Source organism: Pseudomonas sp. R38(2017) (genome assembly GCF_002112395.1).
Classification (GTDB): Bacteria; Pseudomonadota; Gammaproteobacteria; order Pseudomonadales; family Pseudomonadaceae; genus Aquipseudomonas.
This window is the reverse complement of the sequence record NZ_NEHN01000001.1, coordinates 359,921-380,392: the sequence shown is the minus strand read 5'-3', so window position 1 is coordinate 380,392 and position 20,472 is coordinate 359,921. Positions and strand designations below refer to the sequence as shown.

General features: G+C 59.8%; 18 protein-coding genes. 6 read left to right on the top strand and 12 right to left on the bottom strand.

All coding sequences use genetic code 11. The features are described from left to right. Nucleotides 1-66 precede the first annotated feature (66 nt). Nucleotides 67-792 (top strand): 4'-phosphopantetheinyl transferase, encoded by a 726-nt coding sequence (locus CAF87_RS01825; protein WP_085730403.1) that lies wholly within the window; start codon nt 67-69, stop codon nt 790-792. 6 nt (nt 793-798) lie between these two features. On the opposite strand, the gene CAF87_RS01820 is transcribed toward CAF87_RS01825, so the two are convergent. Both CAF87_RS01820 and CAF87_RS01815 read right to left on the bottom strand, forming a co-directional pair. After that, nucleotides 799-2,409: an ATP-binding protein gene (locus CAF87_RS01820; protein WP_085730402.1), complete on the bottom strand. Its 1,611-nt coding sequence runs from the start codon at nt 2,407-2,409 to the stop codon at nt 799-801. Beyond that, nucleotides 2,406-3,128: a response regulator gene (locus tag CAF87_RS01815; RefSeq protein ID WP_085730401.1), complete on the bottom strand. Its 723-nt coding sequence runs from the start codon at nt 3,126-3,128 to the stop codon at nt 2,406-2,408. Before CAF87_RS01815 ends, CAF87_RS01820 begins: the two co-directional genes overlap by 4 nt. Before the next feature lie 735 nt (nt 3,129-3,863). Here CAF87_RS01815 and CAF87_RS01810 point away from each other — a divergent pair. Further along, entirely contained in the window at nt 3,864-6,758 is a 2,895-nt protein-coding gene (locus tag CAF87_RS01810; RefSeq protein WP_085730400.1) for a ribonucleoside-diphosphate reductase subunit alpha, read from the top strand. 700 nt (nt 6,759-7,458) lie between these two features. Here CAF87_RS01810 and flgE read toward each other — a convergent pair. The 6 genes from flgE to CAF87_RS01780 form a co-directional block, all read right to left on the bottom strand. Then, nucleotides 7,459-8,772 (bottom strand): flagellar hook protein FlgE, encoded by a 1,314-nt coding sequence (gene flgE / locus CAF87_RS01805; protein WP_085730399.1) that lies wholly within the window; start codon nt 8,770-8,772, stop codon nt 7,459-7,461. A 30-nt stretch (nt 8,773-8,802) separates the two neighbouring features. Next, nucleotides 8,803-9,531, bottom strand: a complete 729-nt coding sequence (flgD, locus tag CAF87_RS01800) for a flagellar hook assembly protein FlgD (RefSeq protein WP_085730398.1) — start codon at nt 9,529-9,531, stop codon at nt 8,803-8,805. A 15-nt stretch (nt 9,532-9,546) separates the two neighbouring features. Beyond that, nucleotides 9,547-9,990, bottom strand: coding sequence for a flagellar basal body rod protein FlgC (gene flgC, locus CAF87_RS01795; protein WP_054593596.1), 444 nt, complete (start codon nt 9,988-9,990; stop codon nt 9,547-9,549). A gap of 3 nt (nt 9,991-9,993) precedes the next feature. Beyond that, on the bottom strand, nt 9,994-10,401 hold the full coding sequence (gene flgB, locus CAF87_RS01790; RefSeq protein WP_025112931.1) for a flagellar basal body rod protein FlgB: 408 nt from the start codon (nt 10,399-10,401) through the stop codon (nt 9,994-9,996). A gap of 239 nt (nt 10,402-10,640) precedes the next feature. Further along, on the bottom strand, nt 10,641-11,468 hold the full coding sequence (cheR, locus tag CAF87_RS01785; RefSeq protein ID WP_085730397.1) for a protein-glutamate O-methyltransferase CheR: 828 nt from the start codon (nt 11,466-11,468) through the stop codon (nt 10,641-10,643). A 47-nt stretch (nt 11,469-11,515) separates the two neighbouring features. Beyond that, complete coding sequence (locus CAF87_RS01780; protein WP_007960326.1) at nt 11,516-12,448, bottom strand: chemotaxis protein CheV; 933 nt, start codon at nt 12,446-12,448, stop codon at nt 11,516-11,518. An 82-nt stretch (nt 12,449-12,530) separates the two neighbouring features. Between CAF87_RS01780 and flgA the strand changes: the two genes are divergently transcribed. From flgA to CAF87_RS01760, 4 genes are all read left to right on the top strand, one after another. Beyond that, nucleotides 12,531-13,292: a flagellar basal body P-ring formation chaperone FlgA gene (gene flgA / locus CAF87_RS01775; RefSeq protein ID WP_085730396.1), complete on the top strand. Its 762-nt coding sequence runs from the start codon at nt 12,531-12,533 to the stop codon at nt 13,290-13,292. 194 nt (nt 13,293-13,486) lie between these two features. Next, nucleotides 13,487-13,813, top strand: a complete 327-nt coding sequence (flgM, locus tag CAF87_RS01770; protein ID WP_085730395.1) for a flagellar biosynthesis anti-sigma factor FlgM — start codon at nt 13,487-13,489, stop codon at nt 13,811-13,813. 48 nt (nt 13,814-13,861) lie between these two features. Continuing rightward, nucleotides 13,862-14,329 (top strand): flagella synthesis protein FlgN, encoded by a 468-nt coding sequence (locus CAF87_RS01765; protein WP_085730394.1) that lies wholly within the window; start codon nt 13,862-13,864, stop codon nt 14,327-14,329. A 95-nt stretch (nt 14,330-14,424) separates the two neighbouring features. Continuing rightward, nucleotides 14,425-15,159 (top strand): flagellar brake protein, encoded by a 735-nt coding sequence (locus tag CAF87_RS01760; protein WP_085730393.1) that lies wholly within the window; start codon nt 14,425-14,427, stop codon nt 15,157-15,159. A gap of 74 nt (nt 15,160-15,233) precedes the next feature. Here the strand turns inward: CAF87_RS01760 and CAF87_RS01755 are convergent, their stop codons facing one another. The 4 genes from CAF87_RS01755 to CAF87_RS01740 form a co-directional block, all read right to left on the bottom strand. Next, nucleotides 15,234-16,604, bottom strand: a complete 1,371-nt coding sequence (locus CAF87_RS01755; protein WP_085730392.1) for an MFS transporter — start codon at nt 16,602-16,604, stop codon at nt 15,234-15,236. A 68-nt stretch (nt 16,605-16,672) separates the two neighbouring features. Then, complete coding sequence (locus tag CAF87_RS01750) at nt 16,673-17,914, bottom strand: glutamine synthetase family protein (protein WP_170929625.1); 1,242 nt, start codon at nt 17,912-17,914, stop codon at nt 16,673-16,675. Nucleotides 17,915-18,133: 219 nt separating this feature from the next. Continuing rightward, on the bottom strand, nt 18,134-18,826 hold the full coding sequence (locus CAF87_RS01745; protein WP_085730390.1) for a sensor histidine kinase KdpD: 693 nt from the start codon (nt 18,824-18,826) through the stop codon (nt 18,134-18,136). Continuing rightward, nucleotides 18,823-20,427: a tetratricopeptide repeat-containing response regulator gene (locus CAF87_RS01740; protein ID WP_085730389.1), complete on the bottom strand. Its 1,605-nt coding sequence runs from the start codon at nt 20,425-20,427 to the stop codon at nt 18,823-18,825. Before CAF87_RS01740 ends, CAF87_RS01745 begins: the two co-directional genes overlap by 4 nt. Between the last annotated feature and the right edge of the window lie 45 nt (nt 20,428-20,472).

The following is a 20,472-nucleotide window of genomic DNA, read 5'->3' as shown; positions in this document are numbered from 1 at the left end:
CCTGCGCGGGAACGTTCCACACCCGCGCACTATCCAGCCTCAAAGCAACCCGGCAAAATGCCCGCCATGAATTCCAGCCCCCTCCTCCCAGCTTGCTGCACCCCGCTCGATGCCCATTGGCCATTGCCGATCGTGCTGCCGGACACCGTGCTGCTGAGCACCCATTTCGACCCGTCGCAGTTGCTCGGCGATGATTTCCGCCGCAGCGCCATCGAGCCGCCGCCGAGCATCCAGCGCTCGGTGGCCAAGCGTCAGGCGGAGTTTCTCGCCGGGCGTATCTGCGCCCGGGCCGCGCTGCAAAAACTGGAAGGGTCAAGCAGTGTCCCGGCGATTGGCGAGGATCGCGCACCGGTATGGCCGGCACATATTTGCGGCTCGATCACCCACAGCACCGGCCGGGCAGCCGCGATTGTCGCCAACAAGCAACACTGGCGCGGGCTGGGCATGGATATGGAAAACCTGCTCAACGCCGAACGGGCCGAGCGCCTGGCCGGGGAAATCCTCACACCAGCGGAAATGCAGCGCATGGCCGCCGGCGCCCGCGATCAACTGGCGCTCTGGGTGACGCTGACGTTTTCGGTGAAGGAAAGCCTGTTCAAGGCGCTGTACCCGATCGTCCAGAAACGTTTCTATTTCGAGCACGCCGAAATGCTCGAATGGACCGAGCAAGGTCATGCGAGGCTGCGCCTGCTGACGGACCTGTCCAGCGAATGGCGCAACGGGACCGAGCTGGATGCACAGTTCGGGGTACACGACGGGCAGTTGTTGAGCCTGGTCAGCATTCAGGTTTGAGCGGTTTCAACGCCGCTCCTGATTCCGCGGCCAGCTCAGACTGAAACACGCCCCGCCCAGACTCTTGCTCTTGCCGATCAGCGCCCGGCCGTCATGCCAATGAATGATCCGCCGCACAATCGACAATCCCAAGCCGTGTCCGCCAGACGCCCGCGTACGGCTGTCGTCCAGCCGCAGAAAGGGCGTGAAGATTTTCTCCCAGGCACTTTCCGGCACACCGGGACCGTCGTCCTCGACATCCACCCGGCAACGCATCTGCCCGACCTGATAACTGACCGTGACCTTCGAGCGCGCATGGCGCATGGCGTTGCCCACGAGATTCTGCAGAGCCCGATGCAGGTAACGCGGCTCGGCCTCGACCCAGGCATCGTCGCAATCAGCCGCCGACAGGCACAAGCCGCGTTGCACCGTGACGTCGGCACGCAGTGGCGCCAGCTCTTCGATCACCTGATTGACCAGTGCGTCGAGATCGATGCGCTGGAAGGTCAGCGCCGGCGAGCCCTGCTCCAGCCGTGCATAGGTGAGCATTTCGTCCACCAGCTTATCGAGGTCCTCGATGTCGTGGTCCATGCCCTCGCGGTACTTTTCCAGTGCTTGCGGGGTGGTGGCCGAGCCGATCATTTCCAGACCGAAGCGCAGGCGCGCCACCGGCGTTCGCAGCTCGTGAGATACCGCGCGCACCAGCTCACGCTGGATCGCCAGCAACTGCTGCAGATGCTCGGCCATGCCGTTGAACGCCGCCGCCAGTCTGCCCACCGAGTCGGCCCCTCGCGCCGGCACCCGGGTTTCCAGACTGCCTTTGGCAATGCGGGTAGCGGCGGCTTCGAGACCGCGCAAACGCCGTTCCAGCTGACGCACCAATAAATAGACGATGAGACCGATCAGGGTCAGACCCAATGCGGCAATCAGCACCAGCCATTGCGGCGGGTACGGATTCATCTGATAGAGCGGGCCGATTTCCAGCACCCACGGCGTGCCGACCATCCCGGCGAACACCCGGATCGAATCACCGCCCTTGCCCAGTGCCATCACCGTATCGCCCTCCGACACGCGACGGCTCTGGTCTTCATCCATGTCGGCCTCGTTCACAGTGACCAGCCGCAGATCGAAGCCGAACCCCTTCTCTTCCTTTAGTTGCGCGAGGCGTTTGGGCTGCTCGCCCACCGGCACCCGCACCAGTTCATCGGCCAACAGGTAGATGGTCGCCCGGGCCAGTTGCTCGCTGATCTGCTGCACCTCGCCCACCAGCACAAGCTGTTCCTTGTCGCTGACCAAACGGTAGACCTTTGCCGCATGCGGCCCGGTCTGCTCGACCAAGGCCTGGCCGCGCTGCACGCGGGTGCGCTGGGTCAGATCGAGATCGGTCTGGGTGAACTTCTTCAACGTCAGCGGAATCCCCAGCAATCGTTCCCATACCAGCAAGGCGCGGTGGCGCTCGGTATCGTTCATCGGTTGCAGGTTGTCGGCCATCAGGGAAAACGTGCCGTGGGCCAGGCGCTCGCGGTATTGCTCGCTGCGCACCTGATTGAGCAAGTGCAACGCCAGCACACCGAGCACCGCCACCAGAATCAGTGCCGCACACATGCCGCCGTAGATGCGCAGAAAGATCGAATTCACAGCGGCAGTTCTACGCAGGCTTCAGGCACGAACAGATAACCCTTGCTGCGCACGGTCTTGATCAGGCGCGGATGATCAGGGTCATCGCCAATCTTCGGACGGATGCGCGAGATGCGTACATCGATCGAACGGTCCTGGCCGTCGTAGCCGATGCCGCGCAACGCGGTGAAGATTTCTTCCCGGGACAGGATGCGTCCGGCGTTGGACACCAGCAGCCACAGCAGATCGAATTCGGCGCTGGTCAACTCGATGCCGCTGTCGCTCAGCCAGGCTTCGCGCAAGGCGTTGTCGACCACCAGCGGGCCGAATTGCAGACGGCGTGGTTTGCCCGACGCCGGCTCCGGTGCATCACTGCGTCGCAACAATGCCTGGATGCGCGCCAGCAACAGTCGCGGGCGAACCGGTTTGCACACGTAATCATCGGCACCGATGTCGAGGCCGAGGATCTGGTCGGCGTCGTCGGTGCGCGCGGTCAGCATGAGGATCGGCCCGTCGTACTGGTCGCGCACCTTGCGGCAGATGCTCAGGCCATCTTCACCGGGGAGCATCAGGTCGAGGATCACCAGATCCGGCTGTTCCTTGATGATCCGCGCCGCCGCCAGCGCCCCGTTGCCTTCGATCTCCACCTGCAATCCATTGGCTTGCAGGTATTCGCGGGTCAGTTCGGCCAGACGCTGGTCGTCCTCGACTATCAATACCTGCCAGGCTTCTTGCTCCACGGGTGACCTCTGTTTGCCGATGCTGCGAATAAAGGAAGGATCCTCCCGTCTTTTTGTCATCTTTAAGGAGGATAAGAATGCGTGTGTCAGGGCCGATTGTATAAACGGCGTACAACGAGAACACAAGTCGGTAAATGCGTTCGGACAAGGCTGTTTTCTGTGATAGGGTTCGCGCCCTTAAAAATCCGCTGAAGCGTTTTTCCCGGCGAAAAAACAGTGACAAACGGTCTAGCTCAGCAGGTTCACGGCCTACAAAGGCTTTCCCTGTTTCGCACACAATTTACGCACAGGGTTATCCACAGGCTTTGCGTTGCAATCGCCCCCCAAAACGCATTATCTTGTAGCCCGCGCCAAAAAAAACCCTACATGTAGGGGTTCGCGCCAAAAACCAAACACAAACCGGACAGTGAATTCAAGGCTTTTTATTGCCATTGTCAGGTTGAACCAAACGTATTTTCAGAAGCCCAAACCGCGCCTGCGGATGGCTACCGTTTTTCAGCCGATCACGGCGTAAACGGTACGGGTGTTGCAGTGGCGAAACTGCTCCCCGAAAGGAATGCGGTTTCACGCGTATCGCGCGAACCGAAGACTTCGGCATGGAAGCGGCGCCCACAAGGCCCACTTCCTGAACTGTCCCGAAGTCGTTACCCGGCGCTGGCCGGTCGTAGTGCTTCAGGACGGAACGGTGGGCACCGTGATGGTGCCCAAACAAACATAGAGAACGTGGAGACACCCATGCAAACCGACACAACTCGCGAGAACCCGCAGGGCACCTTGCCGCAGGCCGCCGATTCGAATTCGGATCTGGCTGCCACCGCGCCTGGTCAACTGCGTGTGATCAAGCGTAATGGCACTGTCGTTCCTTACACCGATGACAAGATCACCGTCGCTATCACCAAAGCGTTTCTCGCAGTTGAGGGCGGCACCGCTGCCGCTTCGTCGCGAATCCACGACACCGTTGCCCGCCTGACCGAACAGGTCACCGCGACCTTCAAGCGTCGCATGCCATCGGGCGGCACCATCCACATCGAAGAAATCCAGGACCAGGTTGAACTGGCCCTGATGCGTGCCGGCGAGCAGAAAGTGGCTCGCGATTACGTGATCTACCGCGACGCCCGTTCCAAGGAACGCGCCACCCGCACCACCGCCGATGCTCCGGTTCAGGCGCACCCGTCGATCCGCATCACCCGCGCCGACGGCAGCCTCGCGCCGCTGGACATGGGACGTCTGAACACCATCGTCACCGAAGCCTGCGAAGGTCTGGCTGAAGTCGACGGCGACCTGATCCAGCGCGAAACGCTGAAGAACCTGTACGACGGCGTGGCCCTGAACGACGTCAACACCGCACTGGTGATGACCGCGCGTACCCTGGTCGAGCGTGAGCCGAACTACTCGTTCGTGACCGCCCGCCTGCTGATGGACACCCTGCGTGCCGAAGGCCTGGGCTTCCTGGGCGTCGCCGAGAGCGCGACCCACCACGAGATGGCCGACCTGTACGCCAAGGCACTGCCGGCCTACGTCGCCAAAGGTATCGAGTTCGAACTGCTGAACCCTGTGCTGGCCTCCTTCGACCTGGAAAAACTGGGCAAGGCGATCAACCATGAGCGCGACCAGCAATTCACCTACCTGGGCCTGCAGACCCTGTACGACCGCTACTTCATCCACAAGGATGGCGTGCGATTCGAACTGCCACAGATCTTCTTCATGCGCGTGGCCATGGGCCTGGCGATCGAAGAGAAGCAGAAAGAAGACCGTGCGATCGAGTTCTACAACCTGCTGTCCTCGTTCGACTACATGGCTTCGACCCCGACCCTGTTCAACGCCGGTACCCTGCGTCCACAGCTGTCGAGCTGCTACCTGACCACCGTTCCGGATGACCTGTCGGGCATCTACCACGCGATCCACGACAACGCCATGCTGTCGAAATTCGCCGGCGGCCTGGGCAACGACTGGACGCCGGTGCGTGCACTGGGTTCGTACATCAAGGGCACCAACGGCAAGTCCCAGGGCGTTGTTCCGTTCCTGAAAGTCGTGAACGACACCGCCGTTGCCGTTAACCAGGGTGGCAAGCGCAAAGGCGCTGTGTGTGCCTACCTGGAAACCTGGCACATGGACATCGAAGAGTTCATCGAGCTGCGCAAGAACACCGGTGATGACCGTCGTCGTACCCACGACATGAACACCGCCAACTGGATCCCCGACCTGTTCATGAAGCGTGTCTTCGATGACGGCAAGTGGACCCTGTTCTCGCCGTCCGAAGTACCGGACCTGCACGACCTGACCGGCAAGGCCTTCGAAGAGCGCTACGAGTACTACGAAGCCCTGACCGAGTACCCGGGCAAGATCAAGCTGTTCAAGACCATCCAGGCCAAAGACCTGTGGCGCAAGATGCTGTCGATGCTGTTCGAAACCGGCCACCCATGGCTGACTTTCAAAGACCCGTGCAACCTGCGTAGCCCGCAGCAGCACGTCGGCGTGGTTCACAGCTCGAACCTGTGCACCGAGATCACCTTGAACACCAACAAGGACGAAATCGCGGTCTGCAACCTGGGCTCGATCAACCTGCCGAACCACATCGTCGACGGCAAGCTGGACACCGCCAAGCTCAAGCGCACCATCGACGTAGCCGTTCGCATGCTCGACAACGTGATCGACATCAACTACTACTCGGTACCGCAGGCGAAGAACTCCAACTTCCGTCACCGTCCGGTCGGCCTGGGCATCATGGGCTTCCAGGACGCGCTGTACCTGCAGCACATCCCTTACGGTTCCGACGCTGCCGTCGAGTTCGCCGACAAGTCCATGGAAGCGGTCAGCTACTACGCGATCCAGGCTTCCTGCGACCTGGCCGACGAGCGCGGCTCGTACGAGACGTTCCAGGGTTCGCTGTGGTCCAAAGGCGTACTGCCACTGGATTCGCAACAGATCCTGATCGAAGCACGTGGCCAGAAGTACATCGACGTCGACCTGACCGAGTCCCTGGACTGGGCACCGGTTCGCGCCCGTGTACAGAAAGGCATCCGTAACTCGAACATCATGGCCATCGCACCGACCGCGACCATCGCCAACATCACCGGCGTATCGCAGTCGATCGAACCGACCTACCAGAACCTGTACGTGAAATCGAACCTGTCGGGCGAATTCACCGTGATCAACCCGTACCTGGTTCGCGACCTGAAGGCTCGTGGTCTGTGGGACTCGGTCATGATCAACGATCTGAAGTACTACGACGGTTCGGTTCAGCAGATCGAGCGCATCCCGCAAGAACTCAAAGAGCTCTACGCGACCGCGTTCGAAGTGGACACCAAGTGGATCGTTGACGCCGCCAGCCGTCGTCAGAAGTGGATCGACCAGGCCCAGTCGCTGAACCTGTACATCGCCGGCGCATCGGGCAAGAAGCTGGACGTGACCTACCGCATGGCCTGGTACCGTGGTCTGAAAACCACCTACTACCTCCGTGCCCTGGCTGCGACCAGCACCGAGAAGTCGACCATCAACACCGGCAAGCTGAACGCTGTTTCCAGCGGCGGCAACCACGGTGACGATTCGGTCCTGGCAGCGCCAGCCGGCCCTGCTCCGGTACCGAAGGCCTGCGCCATCGACGAGCCGGATTGCGAAGCTTGCCAATAAGCTGAGCTGAATCAGGCGTTGCGAAACGCCTGATCGAGAAGCCCCCGACAGACTTCTGGTTTGTCGGGGGTTTTCTTTTGGCCGCGAAAAAAAATCAAAAGCCCCCCCACCCTAACCCTCTCCCGAAGGGAGAGGGGACTGACCGAGGTGTTTGGTAGAGGTACGCCGACGTGAAATACCGAGGTGAACTCGGGGTTTAAAACACATGCCATGCAACTCAGCTTCTTCTGCCTCCACTCCTACTCCTGCCTCGGCTTTGGCTTTGGCTTTGGCTTTGGCTTTGGCTTTCGCTCTCCACCACTCAACACGATGAGCGTTAGCTCGAGTACAGCTTTTGACGTGCCGGCCCCTTCGGCAGGCTGAGTGGAGGGATTTATCCGGGGGTGGGCGCGCAGCGCCGTTCGACGGAGTCGAACACATCGAGAGGAGGTGTAGCGAAGCAAACCGGAGGCGATGCCCCCGGATGAATCCCGGAACGAAGGAACACCGAGCCTAGGCGAGGTGCCGAACGCCGGGGCCCAGCGTTTTGCTTACTTTTGGGCGTCTGCAAAAGTGAGTCGCTGTAAGAGCGAAACCGCCAGCGGCAGCACCCAAAGCAACGGATATTCACCCAATCAACCAAAGCATGGTCGTCTCCAAGGACGCCACGCCAAACAAAAAAAAGCCCCTCAAAAAGAGGGGCTCCTTGAACAACCAAAAATCAGGTCATCTGAATGATGGTCTGCATGATGGTGCTCTGGGTCGAGATGGTCTTGGCGTTCGCCTGATAGTTGCTCTGGCCCTTGATCAGATCCACCAGCTCGTTGGTCAGGTTAACGTTCGACTCTTCCAGCGAGTTGGATACGACCGAACCCAGGGTACCGGTTTCCGGCGCATCGTAGCCCGGGATACCCGAAGCGAAAGTCTCTTTCCAGCTGGTACCGCCGATAGGCTGCAGGCCCTGCTCGTTGGTGAAGCTGGCCAGCGCAACCTGGCCGATGGCCTTGCTCTGGTTGTTGCTGAAGTTGGCGAACAGGGTACCGGTACCGTCGATGGTCAGGTTGGTGATCTGGCCGGTGGCGTAACCATCCTGGGTCGGAATCGAACGCGCGGTATCGGCGTTGTACTGAGTGGTCTTGGCCATGGAGATGGTGATGCCGGCCGGGTTCGCCGAAGCACCGTTGGCAGACCAGACACCATTGGTCACAGTCCCGGGCACCCAGCCAGTGAGCTTCAGGTCACTGCTGATCGTGGCTGGCGGAGTGCTGACCTGAGTCAGTTTGCCAGTGGAGTCGAAGGTCATGGTGGAAGCCACTGGTGCGGTGACCTTAGGATCACTGCCGGTAGCATCCGGGTTACGACCGTCCACCAGGGTGTAGACCTTCCAGGTGTTGGCGCCGGTCTTGACCATGTATTGATCCATGGTGTGCTGGTTGCCCTGGCTGTCATAGATCGGAGTACTGAACGACTTGGTGTAGGTCGCCGTGTTGGTCGGGTCGAATTTGCCGGCCGCCACAGTATCGTCGATCACCGGAGCGGTCGAGTTCAGGTTGATGGTCGAAGTGACCAGCGAGGTGGACTTCGGCGCCAGGTTCGAGGTATCGATCTTCAGGTCGGTCAACACGCCGTTGATGATCTTGCCGTTGGAATCCACACCGTAACCCTGCAGACGCGAGGTGTAGTCGGTGTTGGTGATGTAGCCGTCCTTGTCGACCTTGAACGTACCGGCACGGGTGTAGGACACCGAACCGTTGTTGCTCAGGGTGAAGAAGCCGGAACCGTTGATCCCCATGTCCAGCACGTTGCCGGTGTTGTTGATGTCACCCTGGGTGAACTGCTGGGAAACGTTAGCCAGGCGCACGCCGTTGCCGATGACCTTGCTGCCGCTGCCCAGGCGAGTCGCCGAGTAGACGTCTTCGAATTCCGCGCGGGACGATTTGAAACCGGCTGTCGCGACGTTGGCGATGTTGTTGCCGGTCACGTCCAGTTGCTTGTTGGCTGCATAGAGACCGCTAAGGCCGATATTGAAAGACATATTCCACTCCTTTGTGCCGGTTAGTCGGCTCTATATACCAATGGTTTGTACTTTGGACAGGGCGACGGTGCCCTTGCCGGACAGGTTGAGCATCAGCTCGCCGCCGGTCTGGCTGATCGTCACGCTGGTGACGGTGGCCGGCAGGTAGGTCGCCATATCGGTCGAGGTGCCATTGATCGAGGCGTTGGCCTTGACGGTATAAGTACCGGTCTTCACCAGGTTGCCGTCCTTGTCCTTGCCGTCCCAGGTGAAGCTCGCGCTGCCTGCGGCGCGACTGCCCAGATCGAGGGTACGAACAACCGTGCCGCTGCTGTCGGTGATGGAGACGGTACCGCCGGCGATCGACGACGGAACGGTGACCGAACCGGTCATGCCTTTGCTCGGGTCATCCAGCTGAACAGTGTTGGTCTGCACGATCACGTTGCGACCCACCAGCGACGAAGCCTGCAGGGCTTGCGACGAGTTGTAGTTGCCGGCCAGCGAACTCACGGTGCTGTTGAGGGTGGTGATCCCCTCGAGGCTGCTGAACTGCGCCAGCTGGGCAACGAATGCACTGTTGTCCTGCGGGTCGAGCGGGTTCTGGTTTTTCAGCTGGGTCACCAGCAACTGCAGGAACGCATCCTTGCCCAGGGCCTGGCCGCCGGTGGCGCTGTTGGTAGCCGAAGCGATGCCGCCGGTGGTCGTGCTACTGGTCTTCTTCGAAGAGTTGGCCAGTATGTCGTTCATCGTCAGGCTGCTGGTGGTATCGGTAACACTCATGGCAGTCGCCCCTTATTACTGACCGAGGGTCAGTACCTTCTGCATCATGGTTTTGGCGGTGTTCATCATTTCGGCGTTGGTCTGGAAGGACCGGCTCGCGGAAATCATGTCGGCCATTTCTTCCACCACGTTGACGTTCGGGTAGTAGACGTAGCCCTTGGCGTCGGCGGCCGGATGGTTCGGCTCATAGCGCGCTTCGAGGTTGCTCTGGTCTTCGACCACGCCGAGCACCTGCACGCCCTGGCCTGCGGCGTCCTGGTTCTGGAACAGCGAGTTGCTGCCGCCGCTCTGGCCGCCCTGGAACATGGTGGCGAACACCGGATGACGGGCGCGATAGGTCTGGTCGATGCTCGACGAGACGGTTTCGGCGTTGGCGATGTTCGAAGCCACGGTGTTCAAACGCGTGGTCTGGGCGCTCATGCCGCTGCCGGCAATGTTGAAAACGCTGGACAGGGACATGGATTACTCTCCGCGCAGGGCTGACACCAGCCCTTTGAATTTGCTGTTGAGCAGCGTGAAGCTGGCCTGGAAGCCGACGGCGTTTTCCGCGTAGTTCGACTGTTCCAGTTGGGCGTCCACGGTGTTCTGGTCGATCGATGGTTGCATCGGCGTGCGATACATCAGCGACTCGTCGCCATTGCCCAGGCCTTCAGCTTCGATGTGACGGCTGTTGGTCATGTTCAGGGCGATGGTGCCGTTGGCGTTCTTCTGGCTCTGTGCTTCGAGCACTTTGGAGAAATCCAGATCCCGAGCCTTGTAGTTCGGGGTGTCGGCGTTGGCGATGTTGTTGGCCAGGACTTCGGCACGCTGGGCGCGGAAGCCCAGGGCTTTTTCGTGAATTCCGAGCGCTTTATCGAAGCTGATGCTCATGTCGGGAACCTTCAGGTGACCGGGTTTTTCGTAACAGGGTTATAGCAAGCGTCGTGCCAGCTTTAAAAAGCCCCGGATTCCGGGGCTTTGCAGGGGATCGGCAAGGCGGCAATGCCAGAAAAGCGGCAACGGGCTTCCGCCGGATGCCGCTTTTCTGCCGCTTGCCGCCCGCAAAAAACCTCAGGCATAAAAAAACGGGAGTCCCTGAGGACTCCCGTTTTTTGTGTTGCCGGTGCCAGTCACTTCGCCTGGTAAATGATCCCCGGGCTGCACTGGACCATCTGGTAATGATCCGGCAGACCGTTCAGCGCTTCGGAAGCGCCGAGGAACAGATAACCGCCCGGTTTCAGTGTGCTGTGAATACGCAACAGGATGTCCTTCTTCACCTCGGCGGAGAAGTAGATCAGCACGTTGCGGCAGAACACGATGTCGAACTTGCCAAGGCTTGCGTAGCTGTCGAGCAAGTTGAACGAGCGAAATTCCACCCGGTTCTTGATCGGCGCCTTGATCGCCCAGCGTCCCGGCCCTTTCGGGTCGAAGTAGCGCTGCAGACGATCGGCGGAAAGACCGCGACCGATCGCCAGGCTGTCGTATTCGCCGGTCTTGCAGTTGGTCAGCATGCTGCCGGACAGATCCGTGGCGACAATCTGCACGCCCATCTTCAACTGACCGATGTTGGTCCGCTCGAACTCGTCGATCGACATCGACAGCGAATAGGGTTCCTGACCCGACGAGCAGGCCGCCGACCAGATCCGCAGACGCTGGTTGGGGCTGGCCTTGATCGCCTCGGGCAGCACCTTGTTCTTCAAGACTTCAAACGGATAGGTGTCGCGAAACCACAGGGTTTCGTTGGTCGTCATGGCATCGACCACCTGCTCGCGCAAACCGCTGCGCGGCTGGGTCTGGATGCGCTGTACCAGCTCACCCAGGGACTTGATGCCTTGCTGCTCCATCAGTTTGTTGAGACGGCTCGAGACCAGGTACTGCTTGTTTTCACCGAGCAAAATGCCACAGGCTTTTTCCAGGAAGACCCGGAACTGTTCGAAATCCAAATTACCCGTAGACAAATGATGCCGCCTCTTAAATCGTGTTGACCGCCAGGGACGGAAAGTCCCTAGCTGATATCTGCTGCTTTGATCCGGTCGACTACCCGGGATGCCAGGTCATCAGGACGGAATTTGGCCAGGAAGTCATCGGCACCGACCTTCTTGACCATCGCCTGGTTGAACACACCCGACAACGAAGTATGCAGGATGATATGAAGCTTTTGCATGCGAGGGTCGCTGCGGATTTCGGCCGTCAGGGTGTACCCGTCCATCTCCGGCATTTCGATGTCGGAGATCATCATCAGGAACTCTTCTTCCGGCTTCTTGCCCTCATCGACCAGCTTGCGCAGGTAATCCAGCGCCTGTTTGCCGTCGTTCAGCGCCACCACTTCGACACCGACCGTCTGCAGGCAACGTGTCACCTGCTTGCGCGCCACCGACGAGTCATCGACCGTCAGCACCCGCAACGACAATGCCTTGCTCTGGGTCTCGACATCCACCACGCCGACCGAAATCGCTTCCGGTGTCGGTGCGACTTCCGCCAGCACCTTCTCGACGTCGATGATTTCGACTAACTGATTGTCCACCCGAGTCACAGCGGTCAGGTAATGATCGCGACCGGTCCCCTTGGGTGGCGGATGGATCTCTTCCCAGTTCATGTTGACGATACGTTCCACCGAGCGCACCAGGAAACCCTGGGTCTTGGTGTTGTATTCCGTGATGATCACGAACGGACTGTTCTTGTCTTTCAACGCCCCGGAGCCGGTCGCCATTGCCAGATCAAGGATCGGAATGGTCGCCCCCCGGATATTCGCCACCCCGCACACGACAGGACTGGACTTGGGCATCAGCGTCAGTTGCGGGCACTGCAGCACTTCCCGAACCTTGAACACGTTGATCCCGTAGAGCTGTTGACCGTCGAGACGGAACAACAACAGCTCCAGGCGATTCTGCCCCACCAGTTGCGTGCGCTGGTTCACCGAATCCATTACACCAGCCATGCCCAGACTCCTACACCAACGCCAAGTGTTGTTGCGACGCACATTCATTGCTAAACGGCACGGCGCTTGCTTTTTAACTCTTATGAACACTCAAACGACATTTTTCCGACGCCTGACATCCCCCCTTCGCAGAGGACTTTGCGCGGTGTCCGCCGCTTGCCTGTTTTTCGCGGGCAGCCCTGCCATTGCTGATGCGGTTACCTTGCCTGACATGCTTATCGGCGTCACTCAGGGCTTTCTTGAATTCACCGTAGAAGACTATCTGGCTACCAGTCAAACAGAAGGGCGTTATGAAATCGAGGTCAAGCAGCTCGATCCGCGCATGCGCATGCCTATGTGCGACAAGGAATTGACAGCATCCCTGGAGAGTCCGGGGCGTCCTTTGGGTCGTGTAACGGTCAAGGTCCGCTGCGAAGGCGCCTCCCCCTGGACCGTGTTCGTACCCGCTCAAGTCCGCCTGTTTCGCGAGGTTGTGACGACCACTCGTCCCCTCAAGCGCGCAGGGATAATCGAGCCTCAGGACGTGACACTGCGTGAACATGACGTCAGCCAGATCAATCAGGGTTTCCTGACGTCGGTGGATGAGGCGATCGGGCAAAAATTGACCCGACCAACGGTCGCCGACCAAGTGATTACCCTTGTGCACCTGGAACAGGCGGAAGTCGTTCGCAAAGGGGATCAAGTGGTAATTACGGCTCGCAGCGGCACACTCGCCGTACGCATGCCGGGCGAGGCCCTGTCCAACGGCGGCCTGAAAGAGCAGATTCGAGTGAAAAACCTCAATTCTCAACGGGTCATCAAGGCGCAGGTCATGGCGCCGGGCCAAGTGGAAGTGGCAATGTGAGCAACGATTGGAGCGATGACAGGAAAGCCTCGTGAGTGGTCGCGCAGAAAACTGGCGCCAACCTGAGCGGTTCCCTAAACTGTGCCGCAGCAGGACCTGCGCGGCGCATGCAGGCTCATTGGTAAAAGAGCCTAAAGTTTTCCAGGGGATGGCCGAGAACATGGCAAGCGTCCAAATTCCCAGAGGTTTTTAACATGGTCATCGATTTCAGCCGTTTGAACAGCTCCTCGTCACTTACGGGCAGTACACGTACCAGCGCGCCCAAGGAAACCGCCGAAACCGGCACTTCCGCGCCGCTGAATACCCCGGCCGATCAGGCCAGTACCGCAAAAAGCGGGGAATCGGTACACCTCAGCAATGAGGCTCAACAGTTGCAGAAGGTCACTGACAAGCTGCGCGATCAGCCTGCCGTCGACAAAGCCCGTGTGGCCGAGTTGAAAGCAGCGATTGCCGATGGCAGCTATAAAGTCGACAGCAACCGTGTAGCCAGCAAACTGCTCAACTTCGAAGCCCAGCGCTAGGCCTCGGCCTGCGCCAGGCTTTTGGACGCTTAAAACCCAAGGCCAGCCATGCACGACACTACTTTATTGCAACTGATCACCGACGACTTTGCTCCAGCTCAACAATTGCTGGAGTTACTGCAATCCGAGTCCCTCGCCTTGCATGGTCGCGACATGCCACTGCTGGAAGAAATTCTGGCGCGCAAACAGGCATTGATCATTCTGCTCGAGCAGCATGGCCGCAAGCGCAGCGAAATCCTCGCCAGCCTCAATCTGTCGCTCGACCGTAAAGGTCTGGAGCAACTCGCCAGCCAGTCGAGCATCGGCGATCAGTTGCTGAGTCAGAGCGACGTTCTGACCGATCTGATCGCCCAGTGCCAGGCGGCCAACGTCAAGAATGGCCAGTCGATCGTGATACAGCAGGCCGCCACGGCCAACCAGCTGAAAATCCTTACCGGCGGCGAGCCTCCCGCGCTCTATGACGCCAGTGGCACCTTCTCCAAACTGCAGAAACCGCGCGCGCTCAGCCAGGCGTGATGCTTTCTTCCATGCTTGCGCCCTATCAACGCGCGATACATGCTGGCAAAATACTGGCCAGCCGTAGTCAAATTTTGTCTGGAGATTGATTAAACGTGTCCAATGATGACGCTCCGCAGCCCCCAAAGGTGCTTACCACGCCCCTGGAGATCTCCAGCAATCTGCGCCAGCTGCAAGAGAGCCACGATCCGCTGATCATCACCTTTCACGAACGCAGCCAGCGCTTCCAGAGCTACCTGATCAAGGTCGACCGGGAAACCACCACCATTGCCCTGGACGAAATGATCCCGCGCGATGGCGAGCGCTTCCTGCTGGCTGGCGAATCCTTCAAGGTCGAAGGCTTCCACGAAGGCGTGCGCATCGCCTGGGAATACAACGGCACGCTGGACATCAAGGAATCCGACGGTGATCGCTTCTATGTCGGCGAGATGCCCACCGAAGTGGTCTATCACCAGCGCCGCAACGCCTTCCGTGCCGCACTGAAGCTGACCGATCTAGTGAGCGTCGAACTCGGCGGCGAAAAGCTCAAGTCACCGATCGGTGGCAAACTGCTGGATATCTCCGCCACCGGCTGCAAGCTGCGTTTCGAAGGCGATATCACCGACCGTCTGCAACTGGGTCAGGTCTATGATCGCCTGATCGCTCCGCCACTGTTCGGCAACCAGCCAGCGGCAGTCGAGTTGCGTTACCTGCACTTCGAGGAAAAACTCAACATCACCTTCGCCGGCCTGCGCTTTCACAACATCAGCGGCCCGGCAGCGCGCAACGTCGAGCGTTTCGTCTATCAGTTGCAACGTGAAGCACGGCGCTTCGACAAAGACGACCTCTGATTCGTACGCACCATGAAAAACGGGCAGTCCCTTGCGGTGACTGCCCGTTTTTTATGCCTGGTGTTTTTTCAGGATCAAGGCCTGGCGCCACTGATGTCCGGTGCAGGATTGTCGTTGCCGGCATCCGGCTCAACAGGTGATTCAGGTTCAGTGGCGGGCTCGGGTGCCGGTTCAGGTGCAACCGTGGTCTGCATCTGCTCCTGCACCACTTGCTCATCGACCCGCGGATCGAGCGCCGCCACCAGCGGCGAACTGGACATACTGTCCGGCATCGCCACGTGATGCAGCGGTGCGTCGTCGACCTGGTGCAGATTGGTCACGGCTTTCGGCCGGATGCGCCACACCAGCACCAGCGCGAAAAAGGTGAAGAACGCATACAGGCTCTGGCTGCCGAACATTTTCATCAACACACCGGCCAGCAACGGCCCGATGCTGGCGCCGACCCCATAGGTCACCAGCAACATCGCGGTGAGCGATACCCGCCGATCGCCTTCGACATGGTCGTTGGAGAACGCCACGGCCAGTGGATACAGGCAGAACTGCACCAGCGAACACAGGAAGCCGACGACGAATAAAATCTCCAGCGGCACCTGCGGCAGGATCGCCAGTGGCAAGGCAGCCATCGCCAGAAACCCGGCAAAGCAACGGATCAACAAGGCTCGGTCATAACGATCAGACAACCAGCCCAGCGGCCACTGCACCAGCAGCCCGGCAAAAATGCAGGTACCCATGAACAGACCGACCTGTTCGGTGGACAGTCCCTGCTGCGACGCATAGAGCGGCGCCAGACCGTAGAACGAACCGATGATCAAACCGGCACTGAGCACCGTACTCAATGACTGCGGCACGCGTTTGATGAAAAAGCGCGGCTCCATCGGCGCCGGATGCAGCGGCGCCGGGTGAATCCGTCGAGTCAGCGCCACTGGCACCAGACACAACGCAAAACACAGGGCGACCAGCATCAGCAGTTCCAGGCCCAACCCCGGGTGCATGACCAGAATCAGCTGACCGAGCACCAGCCCCAGATACGAAGCGATCATGTAGCCGCTAAACACCACGCCGCGCTGATTGGCGTCGGCCTGCTCGTTCAGCCAGCTCTCGATCACCATGTACTGGCACATCATGCCGAGACCGACAATCGTCCGCAGCACCAGCCAGGCCGGCAACCAGTCCACCAGACCATGGCCGAGCACCGCCGCGCCGACGATGCCGGCACACGCCGAGTAAGCGCGGATGTGCCCGACCCGGGCAATCAGGCGGTGACCGATCTTGCCGCCCAGCACCAGACCAAAATAGTTGGCCGCCATCAACGCACCGACCCACAGTCCATCGACATGGTCGGCCGCCAGACGCAACGCCAGATAAGTAGAAAGAAGGCCCGAGCCGATCAACATCATCAGCGAGGCGAAATACAGCGCTCGAAAGGATTTCCAGATTTGGCGCATCGGCGTTCCGAGCGGCTCCTTGCAGTGAGTATCGGGCTATCGAACGATAGCCCGATGGCGACAGTTCGTCAGGCCTGGGCAGCTAGAACACGCCGTTCCCAGGGAGTGATTTCATCAAAGAAACTGGTCAACTCCATGGTTTTCGAAGCGATGTAGCCTTCGATGAACTCCTTGCCGAACAGTTCCTTGGCCAACTGGCTGCGTTTCAGACGTTCGAGCGCAGCGTGCATCGTACACGGCAGCGAAAGATTGTCCGGCACTTCGAACTCACCCTGGATCGGCGCGCTCGGCTCCAGTTCATGCTCGATGCCATGCAGACCGGCCGCCAGACTCGCGGCAATCGCCAGGTAAGGGTTGGCATCGGCGCCCGGCAAACGGTTTTCGACCCGACGGGCGACCGCCGAACTGGCCGGAATCCGTAGGCCCGCTGCGCGGTTGTCGTGAGACCAGCAAGCATTGTTCGGCGACGCAAACGGATGGCACAGGCGCTGATAGGAATTGACGTTCGGTGCAAACAGCGCGGTGAAATCGGCCATGCCCGCCTGCTGCCCGCCGATGAAGTGGCGGAACATCGCGGTCGGCTGACCGTTCTCATCGCTGAACACATTCTTGCCGCTGCCGATCTCGACGATGCTCTGGTGAATGTGCATCGAACTGCCGGGCGTGTGCGCCAGCGGCTTGGCCATGCAGACCACGGTCAGGCCATGCTTGAGCGCGACTTCCTTGAGCAGGTGCTTGAACAGGAAGGTCTGGTCGGCCAGCAACAGCGGATCACCGTGCAACAGGTTGATCTCGAACTGGCTGACGCCCATTTCGTGCATGAAGGTATCGCGCGGCAGGCCCAGGGCCGCCATGCATTTATAGACTTCACTGAAGAACGGGCGCAGACCGTTGTTGGAGCTGACGCTGAACGCCGAGTGACCGTCCTCGCGACGACCGTCGAGACCGATTGGCGGCTGGAACGGTTGAGTCGGATCGGTGTTCGCAGCGAACACAAAGAATTCGAGTTCGGTCGCCACCACCGGCGCCAGGCCGAGGGCTGCGTAGCGGGCAATGACTTTCTTGAGCTGGCCACGGGTCGACAGGTTGGAGCTTTCGCCGGTCAGCTCGTCGGCATCACAGATGGCCAGCGCGCGCGGCTCCTGGCTCCACGGCAGAGGATGGATTTGCGCAGGGTCGGCCACCAGCGCCAGGTCGCCATCATCGCTGCCGTAGAACCGCGCAGCGGGATAGCCCCCCATGATGCATTGGAGCAGCACCCCCCGAGCCATCTGCAAACGCCGCCCTTCGAGGAAACCCTCGGCGGTCATTACCTTGCCTCGTGGTACGCCGTTCAAATCCGGCGTGACACATTCAATCTCATCAATGCCCGTCAATCGCTGCGCGAGTGAACGCTGGCCATCGGTTGTCATGACGCAATCCTTGTTATTGTGCGAGCCGCGAACGGCGACCCGGACAAAATAGGCTTCAGCTGTTCGGAATATCAAGCAGCGGCCAACAAAAAGACTTCGAGTCGATGAATCCGTGATTCAGGGCAGGTAAATACTGAACACACCACCACCCAATGGCCCGCCATTGCGGATCTCGGTCCGGCCGCCGACACCGTTGCGCTGATGCAGCGCCGCGATGCGTCCGGCGAAGTACAGACCGAGGCCGGTACTGCCACTGCTGTGATTGATGCCCTGCACATAATCGGCCTGACGTTCGAGCATCTCGACCGGGTAGCCGTCGCCGTCATCGTTGATGCTCAACACCAGTTGCCCGGCCTCGTCGCTGACAGTGATCAGCAGCGATTCACGGGCGTAGCGGATCGCGTTGTTGATGCAGTTGCCGAGCACCGAGGCGATCAGTTCACGGTCAAAGAAACCCAGGGGACTCAGAGGGTCGACTTCGTAAGTGGCAATGATTCCACGACCGGCGAAAACCTCTTGATGAGCCGCCAGTTGCGCCTCGATGAAATCGTCCAACTCGTGATACGCCGGCTGCAACGGCATCTGGTTGACCCCGAGCTTGTACAGCCCGAGCAACTGCACCAGCATGCCGTTGAGGTGGGCGAACTCGAAATCGATCACGCCCTGCTCCGGCACCTTGCGCTGAGCCTCGGGCAGGCGCGCCAGCCATTGGCTGTGGGCCTGCATGAGCATGGCCAGAGAGTTCTTCATGTCGTGCACGGTGGAGGCAATCACCGTGGAAAAATCCAGTGCCTGCTCGTCTTGGTTCATTCGCCAAACGCCTTGCTTTTCAGCTTCTGATAACGCGAATAACGCGCGTCGGTGTCGGGCATCATGCCCACCAGTTTCAGGCAGGCCCGACATTCTTCCAGCTCCGCCGACGGCACACTGGTGTCGGTGCCATGCAGCAGCGACTGCGCCATGTTCAGCGCAATACTGATGTTCTTCGGTTGCATCTTCAGCGCCTTGCGGAACACCTCCCGGGCCTCCACCAGGTTGCCGGTCTTGTACACGCGCACGCCCTGACGGTTGAGGTCGGCAGCCGCGTTACTGGAACTGAGAATAGTCGGGTCGTCGGTGAGCTTGGCGATGTCCTTCATCACCGTCGGGTCATCGCCGTAGATTTCCGCGCAGCTCTTGAGCATCGACGTGCCCGCCTCGGCCTGGCCGAGCATCTGCAATTGCTTGGCGACCAACAACGCCGCTTCAGGGCTCATGAACTGCTCCATGCCGTCAAGACGCATCAGCGCTTGTTCGGTGAGTTTCTCGGCGGTCTCGGCGTCATTGAGCAGCAGACTGGTGGCCTTCATCAGTCGCGCACGAATCTGCAGGCCAGGGTCGGTCGGGTTCTCCTTGGCCACGGCACTGAGGGTGGTGTTGATCTCCAGCCGCGTGCGGGTATCGAGTCCTTTCTCGCTGCCCTTGCTGATCAGCGCATGGGCCAGGCCCAGATTGCTCTCCGGGTCCTTGAAGCGCGACTGCGCACCTTGGGATACGGCCTGACGGTAGGCCCGCGACGCCGTGTCGAAATCCTCGTTGGCCATCGCCAGCTTGCCGAGCAACGCTTGTCGACGTACCGCCAGCGGCGACAGACGGATCGCCTCTTCCAACACCTGTTGCGCGCCCTTGGTATCGCCTTCGGCCACCAGGACATCCGCCATGCCGTCGTACAGTGCCGGCATCATCGGGAACACCTTCAGGGCTTTTTCATACACGCCTTTGGCCTGCGCAATCTGACCGCGCTTGAACAACAACTTGCCCAGACCGGCAAATGCCCACGGCAGCGGCCGGTCAGCGATGATGCTGTCATACAGCCGCTCGAGCGCTTCGTTCTGATTCATGTCGCGCAAGGCATCGGCGCGGTAACGCAGGCACAGCGGCGAATAGCGGATGTCCTGTTTGCACAGGGCGATACAGGCGTTGAGTACCTCGACCGGTTTGCCACGGTCGAGGGCCTGAAGAATCGGTTTGAGCAGGGTCTTGCGCTGCTCCAGACGTTCCAGGCGCTGGGCCAGCCCGATGCGGTTGAACGGCTTGGTCAGGTACGCATCCGGTTCGTGTTCCAAAGCACTGAGCACCATCGCCTGACTGGTCTCGGCGGTGACCATCACAAACACCGCTTCGTGACTGATCAGCTTGTCCACCATCAGGTCTTCCAGCACCTGCTGACCGTTTTTCTTGCCGTCACCGAGGTGAAAATCCTGGAGGATGAAGTGATAGGACTTCTGCGCGCACATTTTCAGCGCCTGCTCACCGGTGTCGGCGGTGTCCACGTCCTTGACGCCCAGCTCGCGCAACATCGAGCGCACGGAACTGCGGAAATCCGAGAAATCATCGACGATCAGAAAACTCTTTTGGTGATACGACAGCATCGAGGATTTCCAGGCAATTGAAGAGGATGGACCGAGGGCATATTT